The organism is Lunatimonas lonarensis (assembly GCF_000390185.1).
GTDB classification, from domain to species: Bacteria; Bacteroidota; Bacteroidia; order Cytophagales; family Cyclobacteriaceae; genus Lunatimonas; species Lunatimonas lonarensis.
Map to the genome: position 1 here is coordinate 314,175 of NZ_AQHR01000088.1, position 16,120 is coordinate 330,294.

Annotated in this window: 11 protein-coding genes; 2 read left to right on the plus strand and 9 right to left on the minus strand. The window is 45.8% G+C overall.

The window, feature by feature from the left end; genetic code table 11:
- Positions 1-73 precede the first annotated feature (73 nt).
- The 3 genes from ADIS_RS22420 to ADIS_RS15675 all read right to left on the minus strand — a co-directional run bounded on the left by ADIS_RS22420 (position 74) and on the right by ADIS_RS15675 (position 3,611).
- The gene (locus tag ADIS_RS22420) at positions 74-1,531 is read right to left on the minus strand and encodes an OmpA family protein (RefSeq protein WP_010855601.1); all 1,458 of its coding nucleotides are present in this window, start codon (positions 1,529-1,531) and stop codon (positions 74-76) included.
- A 150-nt stretch (positions 1,532-1,681) separates the two neighbouring features.
- On the minus strand, positions 1,682-2,287 hold the full coding sequence (locus tag ADIS_RS15670; protein ID WP_035806315.1) for a hypothetical protein: 606 nt from the start codon (positions 2,285-2,287) through the stop codon (positions 1,682-1,684).
- Positions 2,280-3,611: a hypothetical protein gene (locus tag ADIS_RS15675; protein WP_010855603.1), complete on the minus strand. Its 1,332-nt coding sequence runs from the start codon at positions 3,609-3,611 to the stop codon at positions 2,280-2,282. Before ADIS_RS15675 ends, ADIS_RS15670 begins: the two co-directional genes overlap by 8 nt.
- 409 nt (positions 3,612-4,020) lie before the next feature.
- Between ADIS_RS15675 and ADIS_RS15680 the strand changes: the two genes are divergently transcribed.
- Positions 4,021-4,848: an energy transducer TonB gene (locus tag ADIS_RS15680; protein WP_010855606.1), complete on the plus strand. Its 828-nt coding sequence runs from the start codon at positions 4,021-4,023 to the stop codon at positions 4,846-4,848.
- Between the two features lie 275 nt (positions 4,849-5,123).
- Here ADIS_RS15680 and ADIS_RS15685 read toward each other — a convergent pair whose 3' ends face one another.
- A complete protein-coding gene (locus ADIS_RS15685) occupies positions 5,124-7,619 on the minus strand; it encodes a TonB-dependent receptor domain-containing protein (RefSeq protein WP_035806320.1) in 2,496 nt (831 codons plus the stop codon).
- A 634-nt stretch (positions 7,620-8,253) separates the two neighbouring features.
- Between ADIS_RS15685 and ADIS_RS15695 the strand changes: the two genes are divergently transcribed.
- Positions 8,254-9,288, plus strand: a complete 1,035-nt coding sequence (locus tag ADIS_RS15695) for a DUF6090 family protein (protein ID WP_010855610.1) — start codon at positions 8,254-8,256, stop codon at positions 9,286-9,288.
- Positions 9,289-9,647: 359 nt separating this feature from the next.
- Here the strand turns inward: ADIS_RS15695 and ADIS_RS15705 are convergent, their stop codons facing one another.
- The 5 genes from ADIS_RS15705 to ADIS_RS15725 form a co-directional block, all read right to left on the minus strand.
- Positions 9,648-11,087, minus strand: a complete 1,440-nt coding sequence (locus ADIS_RS15705; protein ID WP_262493042.1) for a DUF1593 domain-containing protein — start codon at positions 11,085-11,087, stop codon at positions 9,648-9,650.
- Positions 11,088-11,295: 208 nt separating this feature from the next.
- On the minus strand, positions 11,296-12,012 hold the full coding sequence (locus ADIS_RS15710; protein WP_010855613.1) for a M48 family metallopeptidase: 717 nt from the start codon (positions 12,010-12,012) through the stop codon (positions 11,296-11,298).
- Positions 12,009-15,038 (minus strand): type I restriction endonuclease subunit R, encoded by a 3,030-nt coding sequence (locus tag ADIS_RS15715; RefSeq protein WP_010855614.1) that lies wholly within the window; start codon positions 15,036-15,038, stop codon positions 12,009-12,011. Before ADIS_RS15715 ends, ADIS_RS15710 begins: the two co-directional genes overlap by 4 nt.
- Entirely contained in the window at positions 15,035-15,598 is a 564-nt protein-coding gene (locus tag ADIS_RS15720; RefSeq protein WP_010855615.1) for a transposase, read from the minus strand. The genes ADIS_RS15715 and ADIS_RS15720 overlap by 4 nt, the downstream gene beginning before the upstream one ends.
- Positions 15,598-16,077 (minus strand): restriction endonuclease subunit S, encoded by a 480-nt coding sequence (locus tag ADIS_RS15725; protein ID WP_035806325.1) that lies wholly within the window; start codon positions 16,075-16,077, stop codon positions 15,598-15,600. The genes ADIS_RS15720 and ADIS_RS15725 overlap by 1 nt, the downstream gene beginning before the upstream one ends.
- Between the last annotated feature and the right edge of the window lie 43 nt (positions 16,078-16,120).

The window sequence follows — 16,120 nt, forward strand, 5'->3', positions numbered from 1 at the left end:
AATTTCTTTACATTTATGTTCTAAACCCATTCGAATTCCGACTAGAGATTTTGTATTCGGCCTTCCTCATGTGTTAGAACTTATAACTGAACCCAACAAAAGGACCATTTAAATTGAAAGGCAATTTTTCGGTACTTCTGGCACCATCCATCCTAAAATCGACGTTATCATCTTCCAAATTCTCCTTTGCACGCACACTTTCTCCTGCCGAATTCGTTCCAGTAAACTTAATCATCGGCTCATTCGAGTAAATATTATAGGAATATCCTAGTGATAAAGAAAATAATGAATGATTATCGACCCTTTTTGCTGGAAAACATAAATCAACTCTTGGCTTAATAGTACCCTGGTTCGAGATAATTTTTATTGCTACTTCATCACTATAAAAATCTGTTTGATTCACTCTTATGTAGGTATCGTTATTGACGATCTTTCCCATAGGTGATTTGGCTCTTCCGAATTCCAGACCCAAAACTGGCCTGATTATGGTTTTTCCCGTAGCACCAAGAGCAAAATTGTTCCCGTAACCAATATGGAAAGCCAAAAAATTTACGGATCCTGTAATACCACTACCTCCAAACTCCATGTGATATCCTCTCAGATTTCCATATTGCAGCCCAAAGTCGAATGAGATCCCAAATTCTTGTTCTTTCAATGTTTTCTCACCTGAAAAAGAATCTCTGCTGGGACTCTCATCAACGTAGTTTAATGAGATAAGAACACTTTCAATATTGGTCGACCTCCCACCAACTCCTATATAATACCCGGAATAGTCATTCGGATTGGCAGGAACCTTCGGAGGAGTAACTGGCGTAGGACTAGCTTTCGTACTGGTTTCTCTAAATCCAAACGTTGGATTCTCATATCTTCGTCTACCATCTACCCCCAAAATATATTGGACATTGCTTAAGGGCTCGGTGTATCGCTCTTTACTGCCATATTGTTGATAGGACAAGACGGTCTCTTCGATGGAATATTCCTTTACCGGGATAACTCTACCATTGGCAAGGTATATCGATTGCGAAACATGTTCAACTTGGATATCGTCTCTTAACTTCAGCACTATTTCAACTCTCCTATTTAAAGCTCTATTTGCAGCTGACGTATTTGGAACTAAGGGGCTTGACTTCCCAAACCCGCGAAAATCAAGTCGATCAACTTCAATACCTTTGTCAATAAGGTAGTTATAAACGGCCTGTGCCCTCCTTTCACTCAACTCTATATTGTAACGTTCGTCTCCAACATCGTCGGTATGTCCTCCGATACTTATAGCCAAATTGTTAACTTCCTGAAGACCATACACTAGCGTATCTATTGCCATTTTAGATTCCCTGGTAAGGTCATGGCTATTGGTTTCGTACTGAATGTGCGGTAGATTGAGAACCCTACCCTCAATAGCCTGGTTGGAATTGACCCAGTGAAATAACGTATCCATACTAGCTGAAACACTTTGTGACTGCGCGATGAAAGAAACAGTGATGCCGATAAGAAAAATGGCAAAAGAACTTCCATAGATTAATTTTGAGCTCATATACTAAATGGTTTGAAAGACATAGACCATAAATAATTTAAATCGACAATAGAAAACCTCAGTTATTTGAAAAAAAAAGTGATTTTTCAGATAATACTGCAATATCTGCCTAAAGGGATCCTGCAAATCCCGAAACCCAATAGCTCTTGGTTACCGGTTTTTTTTGCTACTCCATTGCCAGCAAATGCCAGCATGAAGCGGATTAGGCCCAGTGCCTGCTTCTGCATAAAGGAACCTCCATCTTACACCTATTCCGACTCTTGGAAGAAAATACCTTAAGTCATCGTCCCCAAAATTCACCAACGCCAACTCCCCCTTACCATAAACATTGAATTTGTCCTCTAGATTATTTAGGAAAAAAGTTCCCCTGACCCCAAAATCTCCCGCAAGATCTTTTTCATCAAGTCCCCGCAAGGTGTTATACAACCCAATATACAGACCACTGCTGTTTCCCGCCTCGGTCAAGGGCTTAAACAATGCCTTTAAATGCGTATTCCAGTACGAAATGTAGAATCCACCTGTCCCGTAACCTAAATTGAACCACTGAGGAACCGCCATAAAGCCCTCTTCGCTTTGTGCACCTGGGGAAATTGCATAGGCTTCGGCCTGTGGGGAAAAATCCTTTCCCTCACCTGTAAAGATGGAGGCCGTACTACGCGTAATAAACTCCAGATCGTAAACCGACTGACAAACCGCCGGTCTGTAACACCCCAGCAGCAAGAAGATCCAGACTAGCTTTCTTATAGGACTATTCATAAAGCGACGGCAAGGTTTCCAGAAATTTCACATATACCCGGGATCCAAAATTGCTGATGGCACCAATCTGCATGTCGCCAGGAGGAGTAGGGGCCGGATCCTTTTCCCTAAACCGCTTTTGCTCCCGCTCCGAAAAAACCCGAAGGTCTCCGGTTCCTCTTTCCCAACTTTCCCTATGAAAAGTCTCCCCTTTTACCACAAATCGATTGAGCACGTACTTGCCCTGTACCGCATCGTAAAAAAAAACCTGACCCGTAACATCACCTCGATGTTCCCGGACATAGCTATGTAGAACGCCTTTTACCTTTTGCTTCTGCTGCTGCACAACCTCTTTGCCATCCGAACCCTTTGTTCTGGTCTCTCCAACGACTACTTCCTTCTCTATTTCCTTTTTATCAACCGGTAGGTTTACCGATGATCCACTAGGAATTTCGTAAGAACCGAACACTACCCCGTCAAACCCCTTGGCAACACAAAAATCATGGATCGCTTGTACATTTCCCGCATTCAGCCACAAGTCGAAGGTCTCCTCGTGCCGCACAATAGCCACGAAATTGGGATAGGGGTTTTTAGCCACAAACTCCGCCGCTGAGCTCGAAACCGATAACCCATTCGAACTGAAAAAAGAGGTTACGGGCATAGTAAACTTGGTGCCAAATTCCACATACGCTATCCTATATTGGGCAGATTGGTGGGCCTGCCGGATTTCATCTGAAATATCCTTGAAGTTTTTGTCCACTTGCTTGGCTTCGGCAAATAAATGGTAGGCTCGTAAAGCTCCACCCTTCGTCCCTTTCGCCAACTCTGCCTGCCCATTTTCATAACATTCTTTCGCGTACTGACCGGCAAAGACATCATACCAATGCCTTGCCCTTTCCAGCATTTCGCCATAATCCCCCAAATCGACGGCTTGAATGCCCGCATCACTCAAAACCCCAGGAGAAAGCATCTTAACGGCTTGCTGTATGTCGATCATCTTCTCGTAGGCCTGAACAACGTATCGGGCCTCTTCCACAGATGCCTTTCCACTGTAGGAACCTGACCGCTCAGACTCATGACGCTTCACTCTGTCCAGCGTACCGGGCAGGTAGAGTCGATAGGAATCGGCCAAAACCTGGCCCATGTCCTTCAGCCCTTTTTTGTTTAAACTTCCTTGGAAAGCATCACAGGCAGCAATGATGGCCGTGTAGTAGTCTTTGTCTTTATACGCTCGGTTAGCCTCCCGCGCACTCTTCTGGGCGTCTTTGTCGCGCTGACCAAAACTAAACGGGGCACCTATCATCTGAAGGACAAAAAAAAGTGCTAAAAGAATCATAGGTTTCATAAACGTGGGCATTTAAGTGGTATCTTTGACTAGTTGATGCTCAGGAGGTGAGGGCGTGAACGGAAAGAAATCAGCCAATACCCCCCTTGTTTTTCAATTCAATCGGTATTTCTGTTTTTAAATCGTTTTTTCAATGGCCAAAACCAGTCCCGGGAAAAAGGGAAATGAACCTATTGCGGAGTTTTCCCATTGGGTGTCGCTAGCGTTCAACAAAGTTTCAACGACAAAATTTAGAAATCGAAATCCATTTTAGCGTGTACTAATTCGCTAAACAGCGTGATCGCTTCGCGAATGGGAGTAATTTTGACGGGAAGCTTTTCACCCATTCGATACATCCGGAAACGCAAAAAAAATAGCCTCACAGATACCCCCATAAACAAGCCTAGTATCAACCAAAAAATACCATCCTATGAACCTTTCCACTGAAACACTTTATTCCTCTGCCCCTAGGGCACTGATGTATTTGGGTAAGACCCGCCCATGGCTTGCCTGCCTCACAGGCATTTGGTTGGTATCGTTGGTGTTTTGCACCCCTACCCAGGCCCAGAAAAAAAGCACCCCGCTAAATGCCCATGGGTTTGAGATCAAAAACACCAAAAAATATACAGCATGCAGTTTCCGTACCACGCTGATCGAATCAGACGGATACCTCAAAACCGCAGTGTACGATACACTGGGACAACTGAAATCAGTTTCAGAGTGTTGGTCAACCAAGCGAAAAAAGGAATGGGTGACTGAACGGGACCTTACGATCCGGTTTACTTCGGAGGGTGACACGGCATCGGTATCCGACCACACCCTTGCAGGAAAAAGCGATCGCCTACTTTTTTATGAGGATGGACTGTTATTTGCCGAAGCAATCATGTACAACGGAAAATTCAAAGAAGGTTGGCAGCTGAATGACGATGGAGACAGGATTCCCATGGATGAGGTGAGGCAAATCCCCCGATTGTCGCAACAGGAGATTTTCTATCGATACCTGGCCAAAGAAATAAGATATCCAAAGGAAGCAAGGCAAAAAGGCCTGGTTGGCGTCGTGTACCTTGCCTTCGATATGGATGATTCAGGCAGGCTGCGGTCTATAGAAGTGGCAAATCCGGAAGCCGTGGACCCAATACTGATCGAAGAGGCCCTGCGGGTGGTCAGCGCCTACCCCTTGACCTTTGAGCCCATGGAAGATCGATATGGCAACCCGAAGGAGGGGATACTTAGACTTCCTATCCGCTTTGCACTGTAGCTGCATGGGAATAATCGAAACAACTTCAATTCACCAAAAACCAACCAGTCCCACACATCATCCTGAATCGTTTGGATTAATAGCCCCATCAAGCCCGTCGGACACCGATCCAAGGAACAGCCCATAACGCTTGGTATCTAAAAAAACAACCCGCCTGCTGATGCACGATGGCATTGGCAGGCGGATGTCTTACGTCAACTAGCTGATACGGGAAAGGGAGTTTAGGCTACATCTTCACCCTGAGCAAGCACCCATCCAAAAGAAGCTGCCTTTCGTTAGTTCACAGTAGCGTCACTGTCTCCACTGCCCTTGATATCGTCATTTGTGACCCCTCGTTGCTTTTTACGGCTATCTGTGCTGAGTTTTCCAAGACGATAGTTGAAGTTGATTTTGAAGCTCATGTTTTGCAGACCTACCGTACTTTGCTGTAGGATGGTCGGTGTGATCAATTCGTTTCTCATCGTAAATTCCCGGGTCAGGAAGTTTTCTATCCCAAAGCCAATCGATCCCTTCTTATCGTTGAACTGCTTGTTGATATTCAGGTTGTAAATGGCCAAACTACCTGCCGACCCCTGAAGCTGTACCTGCCTTCCCCTGGCAAATCCAAAGGCTTCCAACTGCCAGTTGTTTTCCAACTGATAACTTGCCCGCGCCCGTCCGCTCAACACAAATCCCGAATTACTGGCCGCATACATGGGATCCGTCAGCCCATTTTCCAAGCGGGCAAAGTAGCTATCCACGCTTCCACTTAGGCTAAACTTGTTGGAAACATTGACATTGGTAAACAGGGACAACCCATAAGCCTTTTCTCCACCGATATTTTCGAAGGTGGTAAATATCACGTCGTCATCCATAACCGTCCGGACAGGCTGAATGGATCCAGTGGTGTTTCTCATATATCCGGTAACGTTGAACGAAGACCCCAACAAATAGGTACTGTAGGACATTTCATAGTTGTCCGTCAGTTCCGGATCCAAAAACGGGTTGCCCTGGGAAATCTGCTGGGGGTTGGCTGCGTTGATATTTGGGTTCAGGAAATTCAGGAAAGGCCGCTGTACCCTTCTGTTGTAGGCCATCTTGATCATATTGCCATTTTCCAGTTTCCTGCTCAAATTCATGCTGGGTACAAGGATCCCGTAGGAAGTGATATCCGCTGTTGATTCGGCATTCCCAAAGTCAGCATTGATATGGGTGTATTCGTAGCGCAGCCCCCCTTTGAAGGTATAATCCGTAAGGAAATTGCTCATAAAGGTGAAGTAACCGGCTGTCACGTTTTGGTGGTAGCTGAATTCGTTGGACAACGCGAGATCATCTATGACCTCATAGGGGCCTTCCGGCCCTTCCGCCCTGAAGTAGGTGAAATCGCTTTCTGCCCGTCTCAGGATCGTCTTGGCACCATATTCCAACAAAGGTCCGTTTGACCCCCCCAAAGGATTGATGTAGTCCAGCTGCAAGGTGAATTCCTCGTTTCTCCCCAGGTTGTTATTCCTGATCCGGCTGGCAATGTCATCGAACGTACCGAGGTACAGGCTATTGATGAAGTTATCGGTAAGGTTATTCACTGAATAAAGGGTAGAGGCACTGAATTCCTTGCCTTTTTGCTCAAATGTCTTGGTATAGTTAAAACTGACATCCATATTATTTGAGAGATTGGAAATCTCCACATCCCTCAACACCGAGGCCAACAAATCATCGCCCAGGTAGGTATCCGTCAATAACCCATCTTGGTGGGAACTTCTGTTTCTCAGTCCAAAACCTACAGAGGCCATCAAAAAATTATGCGTGTCGATTTCGTAGTCCCACCCAAAATTGTACCGTCCAAAGAGTTGGTTGGTCTGTGTGGTCGCACGTTGCAGGACATGCAGGGTATTGCCGTCTCCATGGGTGATCCATTGCTCATTTGCGAAGGAACCAAGAATATTATAGCCCGCTCTACCAAATCCACCAAGCGTAAACCCCATCTTTCCGGTCTTCAGGCTGGCATTCAATCCGAGATTGGAAGCTCTCCAACCTGCCGTAGAATTAATGTTCAATGACATTCCCTGCAGGTTGCTCTTTTTGGTCACAATATTTATCACGCCACCCGTTCCTTCAGCATCGTACTTGGCCGATGGTGAGGTGATCACCTCGACCGTTTTGATCTCCTCGGCAGGGATCTGCTTCAAGGCATCCGAAACGTTGGAAGCCACGATGGCAGACTGCTTGCCGTCGATCAAAACCAGGATATTGGAGCTTCCCCTCATGGACACGTTCCCATCCATGTCCACCGACAGCATGGGCACCCTTCTGAGGACATCGGAAGCATCGCCTCCCAACAGGGTCCTATCATGCTCTGCGTTGTAAATCGTCCGGTCTACCTTTTCTTCTATCAGGTCCCTTTGCCCCACTACCACCACTTCTTCCAAGGCAATGTCTGCCGACGCCAGCTTTATTGTCCCCAGGTCAATAGACCGTTGGTTTTCAGCTACTTCAATTAGTCCTGACTCGAACGTCGAATAACCCACAAAGGAAACCTTAAGCTGATATGCTCCCGGTTTGACGTTGCCAATTTGGAATTTCCCATCAATGTCCGCCACGGCACCCATTACACGTTGGCTAGCTTCGACCTCAACGAGGGCAGCAGAAGCATAGGGCACGGGCTCACCCGAACTGTCCTCTATGATTCTTCCTTTTATCACGGATTCGCCACCTGCCTGCTGCGCATTTACATCCAAGTAATGAAACAGCATGGAAGCGATGGATATTGCGAGTACTAAATGTAAAGTTTTCATCTGTTTTATAATATGTCTTTAAGCGGTCAGATGGAATCTCGCACGAATTACAATCGTCCCTCCGTGTGTCGCTTGCGTCGTGCTCGATTTCATGTGTTTAAGTTTTCTTTCTGTCTGATAACCAACCACTATCCTTCGTGGCAGATCGTATGGTTGTCCCGCATAGCTATCGGGGCATCCCAGTATCTGACGCTCCAGGTTTGCCTGTCTGGCGTTGGAGGGGTCTATTTCATTTTTCTTTCGGATCCACTACTTTGATCAAAAAACAGCTCCGTGGTTTACTGAGGGAAATTCTCAAACGACACCTAATCGACGAATCGGTTACCTGGATCGATGTGAAAGCAAAACCGCTAGACAGGTTTCAAAAAAAATTTGGCCAAAAACGTACGCAGGATGGCCCCACAAAGCCGGATCTGTCCGCCCCAAACCGAAATGCGGTGGCTTCAAGGGGCTGAAGATTCCCCAACCACCACTGTATATTCCCAAAGAGGGGACAGAATATTCCCTGCCCTAGGGAGCGGTAGGGACTGATCGTCGGCAAACTCGATGGCGAACAAACAAAAAAGCTTGTACCTTTCAACTTTTACACTGATGTGTTTTGCAATTCTCCCCGATAACCTATACTTTGAGGCTTATGTCAAGAATATTCAGAAACATCCGGAACGCACTTTTAAAAGAGAGCCAGGTAAAGCGGTATTTCCTTTACTCGATTGGGGAAATCTTTTTGGTAGTCATTGGCATATTGATAGCCCTATACCTCAACAACCTGAATTCGGAAAAAAAGGCGGAACGGGAAAATATCCGCTTGGTGACAGATCTCGAAAAAGGGCTGATGAACAACCAGTTTTTGATGGAACGCTTTGCCCGTAGGGTATATAGCCAGGATTCCCTGATGGAGGCGGTGATACAAAACAAGGTATCTCAGGAAAGCTATGGTAGAAACCGCATGCTGACGGAGTTGATGACGCCGGGCACACAGTACACCTGGCTGAACGATGAAAATATCATGACCCTCCTCCAAAAGGAAAGGGATTTCAGCCCGACCTACAATCAGCTCTTTAAATTGATCAAAAGCTACAAATCAAAATTGGATGACCTAGACTACGCTGTGGAGGAGATGAATCAATTGTCCAACTGGAACGATCAATTTATGGCCGAAAACTTCGACTGGTTTTCGGGGCAGGGCAGAGAGGACCAACTTAAGCGGCTGGAATACTACCTGTCCGATCCGTTTTACAGGAACCGCCTGTCCCTCTTTCGTAAAAAATTCGGTTCCCAAATCTCGCATATCACCGCATTAACAGCCCTAAGGGCGGCCATGATGGGGGAAATCAAAAAACTAAAAGGAGAGGCACCGGCGGAATGGACTGCCTATTACCAGTCATTGGGTCTTAAGCCACTGATTCCCGTACCCTGCGAATCCCTGCCCAGAAACTGGGAAAGGCAATACCCCATGTTCAACTACTACCTCTTCTATAACCCAACCCCCAAGGACGTAATTCTCATGAGATTGCGGGACCATTCGGATAGTTGGGAGGAATATGTAATCAAGTCCGGAGAATTTGAAATTCTCCCCCAGTTTCCGGGCAGGGGCTTTATGCTGGGCACACCTGACAAGTGCGCGCAGGCCTTTATCGCTCCCCAAGGAGGTTTTTTGGTTATTGAATAAGGGCTGTTTTGGTACCGTCAACAGGAAATAGGCCGTGCGAAATGAAAGCTAGATGCTGGTTAAACAGGTGGTTAGCCTTCGGCTTCCCTCCCCTTGTGGGAAGAGAAGGGCGATCGATGGCGTTCGTATATACAATTTTCTTTATAAACGGAATCCCAAAATGGGTTTTCAACTAAATTTTTTTTATTTTAGAATTTGAAACCCAATAACAGAATTGTCTTTGGATGACAGGCATAGCACCCATCATACTATCCAATCAAATAGGACTGCCAATGCCCCAGTTAGTAGACGGACAGTAAAAATTACCTTTATGGACTTTGAGTCCACTCTGTGTGCGCCGTGTCCCTTTTTTAACGAAGTCAATCAACTTGCAAAATCACCCTTCTATAACTTACCAAAGACGGTTCTCCGCTGTCCGTTACTTCCAGAATAAGGTGAATGTTTGCTGTTCCCAAACTTTCGGGAATGGTTAATTCTTGTACTGCTTGGTCTGGGTTGGGAATATAGAAGTCTCCCGAATAGGTGTCAGCCGGTTCATACCGAAACCAGTTAAAACGGACTGAATCTCCGTCGGGGTCTGAGGATCCGGAAGCATCCAATTTTAGTTGGGATCCGGCTTTGCCTTTAACTTGAAGGATTTGGTTGGTATTATCCCCATTAATGGTAGCTACAGGTTCCCGGTTAACTTCTCCCGGAGCCTTCACGGACCACTGTAGCCGGTTTTTAAAGCTTGCCGTGGATGCAGGCACCCAGCGAACCAATTCCTGTTTGTCCACTTTACAAGTGCTGTAATACTGATCTGGAAATCCCTCACCCATGGGCTTAAAGAGGCTTCCCCAACTTCCCTGTTCCGGTTCCAACAGGTCATTCAGTCCAAAGGCCGCACTGAGCAGGTAAAGGAAAGCCGGCGTGTCCCCCTCACCCCCATCATCATAGATAGCAGACATTGGTCCGTGGCCATTTACGTCATTGGCTGTGATAGGCTTTACCCACTCCGGATCTTGGCTCCCCACAAAATGCCAAAAGTGTCCGTTGTCATACAAAACCATTCCCAAATCCACGGGATTCTCTCCATAAGTAGGAATGGCTGTTCCAAAACCGGCGCAGGTTTCCTCCTGCATATTAATGAAGTCGGCAAAAAACTCAAAGGAAATATCCTGAAACAGGATGCCGTATAGGTGCAGTTTTTGGAGAAGTTCCTTAAACTTCTCCACACGATGTTTTTCCCTGAATCGGTATAAGGCCTGTACAAAGGTGATGGTTCCTCCCCAGGCCTGAATGAAAATAGGCCTGTCATCGTCCTTTTCAAAAACTTGTACCAAAAAATCGCTGCCCTCGGAATCCTTTGGCTCCCCATGTGGCGTGAGCCCTTCACCGATCCAGTCATGGTAATTGACCGAATCCCAAGCTGAGGTAACATATCGATCCGCAATCTTGCCTGAAAACTCACCTGTATTGGTAAGCCAAATAATGGGCAATGCCCCTCTTCCCTTTTTGGTCACCGCAAGCAGGTCTTCGTAATCCGGAAGTTCAGGATCATGGAGGCGCAATTGCGGCAGTTCATCGCGATAGGCATTTAAAATCCCCATTCCTTTGTCCCAAGGACCGGCATCATCGTAGTCAAAGTCCGGCAGCTGATTGGTAATGATCAACCCCTCCAAATCAAAAAAAGACGCATAGTATAAGTAACGGATCAATGAATTGCCGTCATCATGGGTCATATCCGTAAGGATTATGGTCCGGAATTTATCGTTCCCGACCTTGGGTTGCCCGGGGCCGACTGGATAGCAAGCGAACACAATTTGAACGGAAACAATTAGAATGAAAATTTGAGTAAATGGGTTGGATTGGGAGAGTCTATACATTTATCTGTAGGTATTCGGTTTAGATTTTTCTCGGTGAGTTTTCCTCATTTAAATAGTGCCTAAAATCCTGCGGATTTTAGGGATTATAAACGAATTAAATCATAAACAATGCGCTAACAAACAACACCAATCCTCTGGCAATTCAATAACCCGCATCCAAATAGGCTACAGGCAACCTATTCAACTCCTCCTTCAAATGCTTCCAATTAGGAAGATACTTGTCCAGGTAGGCGATAAAGTTGTCATTGTGGGTGCGTTCGAGTAGGTGGGCGAGTTCGTGGACCACTACATACTCGATGCAGTCATAAGGCTTTTTGGCCAGTTCGATGTTGAATAGCAAATTGCCTTTTTCGGTGTTACAACTGCCCCATTTGGTAAGCATGGTCTTTACTTTTACGTCATTGGCATGAACGCCCAGGATCTTTTCCCACTTGGGAAGCAACTCAGCCAATACTTTCTTCAATTCTGCACGATACCATTCTTTTAATAATTCTGCTTTCTGATGGGTGGTAAAGCCAGGCTTCACATACATATCCAGATAGGTTTTTGTCTTCACCTCCACTTTGGCAGATCGGTAGGAATGGCCCGTTTCGTTCACCCGCAACAAATAGCGCTTACCCAGGAAATAATGGGATTCCCGATCCACATATTTTCTGGGAGACTGCCTGTTCTGATTGGCAAACTTGCGCTGCTGCTTGCGGATCCATGGGATTTTGGAAATCACATACAATTCCAAGGTCTTTTCATTGACCTCCACAGGCGCTGCCAACCGTACTCTGCCATCGGGAGGATAAACAGCCAAGTGCAGGTTTTTGATCTCCTTCTGTACCAACTCTACTTCTATTCCTGCTACATTCATCTTCTGTACTCCTTTTGATTTTTTACTATCTCTAATATCCTAGTGGCATCCTCTTCATTTGCCACATGCCTGCTAATGGCTCGTTTCACCTTCCGTTCTTTCAAGGTATTGCCAATCCAGTTTTCCTCCACATTGTAAGCCACATCTGCTTCCATGGCTATCGTTGCCTCTACATCTTTCAAAACCTCGTAGAGTGCTTGTTTGACTGGTGTATCGATCCCTTCCGGATATTGGCTTTGCTTGTTTTCTGGTTGCAGGTTTTTGGCCAGTTCTTCTATCTTCTTCAAAAACTCCTCATAGGCCACTGCCCCACTTTTCCGCTGATGGATCAATTCCTGCAAGAGCACACTCATGCGTTCATAATACACAGGGTTGATGGGCATTTCTTGGGTTATTACCTTTCGCATATTGGCTTCCAAGGTTTCTGCTACTGCCTGCCTACTTTTCTTGACCATATTGGGCAATCGGTCGGTTGCAGCTCCTATACCGATCTCCACCACCAGCTGCAACAAAGAAGCATCCTCAAAATTGGATATGGTCCTGCTCGGATCTGCACTCAGGTACATGTCCAACAATTGCCGCATATCGGGCTCATATTGCTTCAAGTCTATGTATTCCCCACTGGCAGTTTTGATGGCGTTTCTCAACTCGGTGTAGCTATCCACCTTGTATTTGATGCGCTCAGCTTCTGCATCGCTGTAACCTGCCTCTTTCATTTCGGGAGCAATGTTGTTGTAAGCACGGATCAGGGAAACCACCGCCTTGTAAAAAGTCAGTCGCTTTTCCTCATTTTCCTTCAGAGCATCCTTGTCCTCGGTATTGCCTACAAAGTATTTCAAGTACTGCTCAATCTCCTTGGGAGATTCTACCTGCTTGGTCAATTCATACAGGGTTTCCAGGGCATCATCCAGCCTTTCTTTGGCCTTCACCAAGCGGTCCACCAACAAGCCTTTGACATCCTCTTCCTCGAAATCATCAAAAGCATCGGAGGTGTAATCGGTAATGGATTGATTCAGGCTATTGAACAGGTTTTTGTAATCCACAATATATCCAAACTCTTTGTCCTCCTTTTCTGTCCTGTTCACCCTACAGATGGCCTGAAACAGACCATGGTCACGCATTTCCTTGTCGATATACAGATAGGTACAGGAAGGAGCATCAAACCCTGTCAGCAGCTTATCAACCACGATCAGCAACTGCATATTGGCAGGTTCATCGATAAACTGCTTTTTGACATCTTTCTCAAACTGCTCCCGGTCCTTGCCGTTGAGCATCTTTTGGTAAATCTCGTATTGCTCCAACTTCTCGGTTTCTCCATCTCCTGTACTTTCTCCCTTGATGCTGGAAGTGGTAGGCTCAAAACTGGTTACAATGGCACATTTCTTAAAGCCAAACTGCTGAAAAATCTCATAATAACGGCAGGCTTCATAAATACTTCTGGCTACCAACATGGCATTGCCTCTACCATCTTTCAACCGGGGCTTCACCCTGAAGTCCTTGATGATGTCAAAAGCCACTTTCTGCAAGCGGTCTTTGGTGCTTAGGATTTTCTGCATGGTCCCCCATTTCTGTTTGAGTTCGGCTTTAGGCAGGTCGTTCATCCCTCGGGTGACGGTATCAAACCATTCATCAATCCCTTTCTGATCGGTGATTTTCTGGTCCACATCACGGGCCTCATACAGGAGATCCAGGACCACCCCGTCCTTTACAGCTTCATCAAACTTGTAGGTATGGATATACCTGCCAAAGACCTCAATGGACTTTTTCTTGTCTGTCTTCAACAAGGGCGTACCTGTAAAACCGATAAACAGCGCATCGGGCAACAATTCCTTCATGGCCGTATGCAGCTCTCCACTCTGGGTACGGTGACATTCATCGATAAAGACAAACAGGTTTCCTTTGGGCTTGAAATCCGCTGGCTTTTTCAGTTCACGGATAAAATCCTTCATATCCTCTTCATTCTCCCTGCCTCCAAACTTGTGGATCAGGGAGCAGAGCAACCAAGGGGTGGAATCATTCAAGCGCTGAAGGAGATCGCTGCTGCTTTTACTGCGGTAGATCTGTTCATCTACCCCTTTGAATACCTTCTCAATCTGCTCGTCCAGTTCTGTTCGATCGGTAATGATCAGCAGACGGGCATCGGTTTGGTTTTCCCGTATCCACTTGGCCAACCAAACCATGGTCAGACTCTTGCCGGATCCTTGGGTATGCCAGATAATCCCTCCCTCTCTTCGCTTGATAAACGCTTGGGCAGCCTTTACCCCAAAGAACTGATTTGGTCTACAGGTTTTCTTGATACCGGAGTCAAAAACTACGAAATCATGGATAAACTCCAGAAAGCGGGATTTCTCACAAAACTGTAAGAGATGCTGATCCAAGATGTTCTTGTCTGGATCGTAGGTGAAATTATCCTCCTTCCACTTCAGGAAAAATTTCTCGGGCGTCTTGATGGTGCCATAGTACAGACCTTGGCTGTCATTACCCGCCAATATAGTCTGCACGGTGGAGAAAAAAGGCTTGATAAAACGGTGCTGCTGATTGTCCAAATTCTGTCGGATGCCCTCCGATACGGATACACTGGCCCGCTTCAGTTCCAAAACACCCAAAGCAATCCCATTCACATACAGCACAATATCCGGGCGCTTAGAATTTTCCCCACGGACGGTGACTTCCTCCGCCACGGCAAATGCATTATTATAAGGTTCCTCCCAATCGATCAGGCGGACCGTCTGCACCAGATCCGATGCCTCATCCCGTACCTTCACCCCATAGCGCAACTTGGTGTACACCTCCCGATTGATGGGATAGAGGTCATCACTGGGATTCAGGGCTGCTGCTTTCTTCAACTCAAAAATCGCACGGCTGATCACAGCATCTGAATAGCCATTTTCCCGCAGCCAAGGTTTAAGGCTTTCTTCCCGGATATTGCTGTTTTCCTGATCTTCCAGGTTTCCCAGGTAAAAATAGCCCAACTGCTCTTGCAGCAGCTTGACAACCCTGTTTTGTGTGATCCGTTCCTTTCTCATCGCTGGTTTGAATTAAATTTATCCGATGCCCATTTGATGGGATTGGTTTCAATATAATCATTGATTCGTTGGTAATCGGCATCGCTGCGGATAATATGGTCATGAAACCTGGATTGCCAACCAAATTCAAACCCCAATCGGTTGGCATGGCGGGTGACGGCGGATTTATAGGATCCCACAATCGATGAAACCGTATTTTTCCCCGGATTTTGAAATCGTTTGGCCCCGATATTGGGTTCCACGCCAACGCCAACGTCACCACCCGATTTCGATAAATCCGATAATTTGGGCGGATTAATGATCAATATCCCGTGCATATGGTTGGGCATGATGACAAATGAACCCAATTCCACGTTTGGGGCGTGTTTGGGGATTTCGTACCAAAATACGTCTGCCAAAACCCCGACAGGCGACAAAACCATTTTTTGATGATTGATTTCACCTAAATAATGAAACCTGTTTTGTGTACAAATGGTAATGAAATAGGCACCAGCCCAGCTGTAATCCCACCAAGAGGCACGGGCGGAGGCTACACGATATTTGTTCTGGTATCTTTCCATTAGACCAACCGTATCTTTCCCGTCAACAAAGCCTGCATCATCCCCTGTTTTTGGAGTTTGAGTTTTTGGAGTTTGGAATCAGTAAGTTTGATTTCTTTTTCAAAATCATATATCACCTTAGCAATACGATTTTGTTCGCCAAATGACGGGAATGAAACTTCTATATTCTCGATAGTTTTGGCGTTCAAACTAGGAACACCAGATGCTTCATTAAATGATTTCCATTCAATTTGTTGAAAAAGGTAAAAAATAAATCTTGCCGAATAATTCTCAGAAATTTCTGAATAAAAGAGAGTATCAACTGTCCAGAAAGGAGTCTCCATATACTGAGGTTTATCAATAGTACCTTTCCGACCAATCAAAACGGACGGTTTATTGTATAGGTAATTATTAGCATATCCCATTAATCCTCCTGTACCTAGTATGGGATACAAGCCATTGGACGATTGAACTTGTTTTTGATCCTTTCCATGTCTAATTCTACTTTACTAAGTTAAACTAGCCATCGTTTTGGTAATACCG

Coding starts and splice junctions, on each gene's coding strand:
- ADIS_RS15670 (WP_035806315.1), bottom strand. CDS start 2,287: ATGAATAGTCCTATAAGAAAGCTAGTCTGGATCTTCTTGCTGCTGGGG.
- ADIS_RS15720 (WP_010855615.1), bottom strand. CDS start 15,598: ATGGAAAGATACCAGAACAAATATCGTGTAGCCTCCGCCCGTGCCTCT.
- ADIS_RS15710 (WP_010855613.1), bottom strand. CDS start 12,012: ATGAATGTAGCAGGAATAGAAGTAGAGTTGGTACAGAAGGAGATCAAA.
- ADIS_RS22420 (WP_010855601.1), bottom strand. CDS start 1,531: ATGAGCTCAAAATTAATCTATGGAAGTTCTTTTGCCATTTTTCTTATC.
- ADIS_RS15715 (WP_010855614.1), bottom strand. CDS start 15,038: ATGAGAAAGGAACGGATCACACAAAACAGGGTTGTCAAGCTGCTGCAA.
- ADIS_RS15680 (WP_010855606.1), top strand. CDS start 4,021: ATGAACCTTTCCACTGAAACACTTTATTCCTCTGCCCCTAGGGCACTG.
- ADIS_RS15675 (WP_010855603.1), bottom strand. CDS start 3,611: ATGAAACCTATGATTCTTTTAGCACTTTTTTTTGTCCTTCAGATGATA.
- ADIS_RS15695 (WP_010855610.1), top strand. CDS start 8,254: ATGTCAAGAATATTCAGAAACATCCGGAACGCACTTTTAAAAGAGAGC.
- ADIS_RS15685 (WP_035806320.1), bottom strand. CDS start 7,619: ATGAAAACTTTACATTTAGTACTCGCAATATCCATCGCTTCCATGCTG.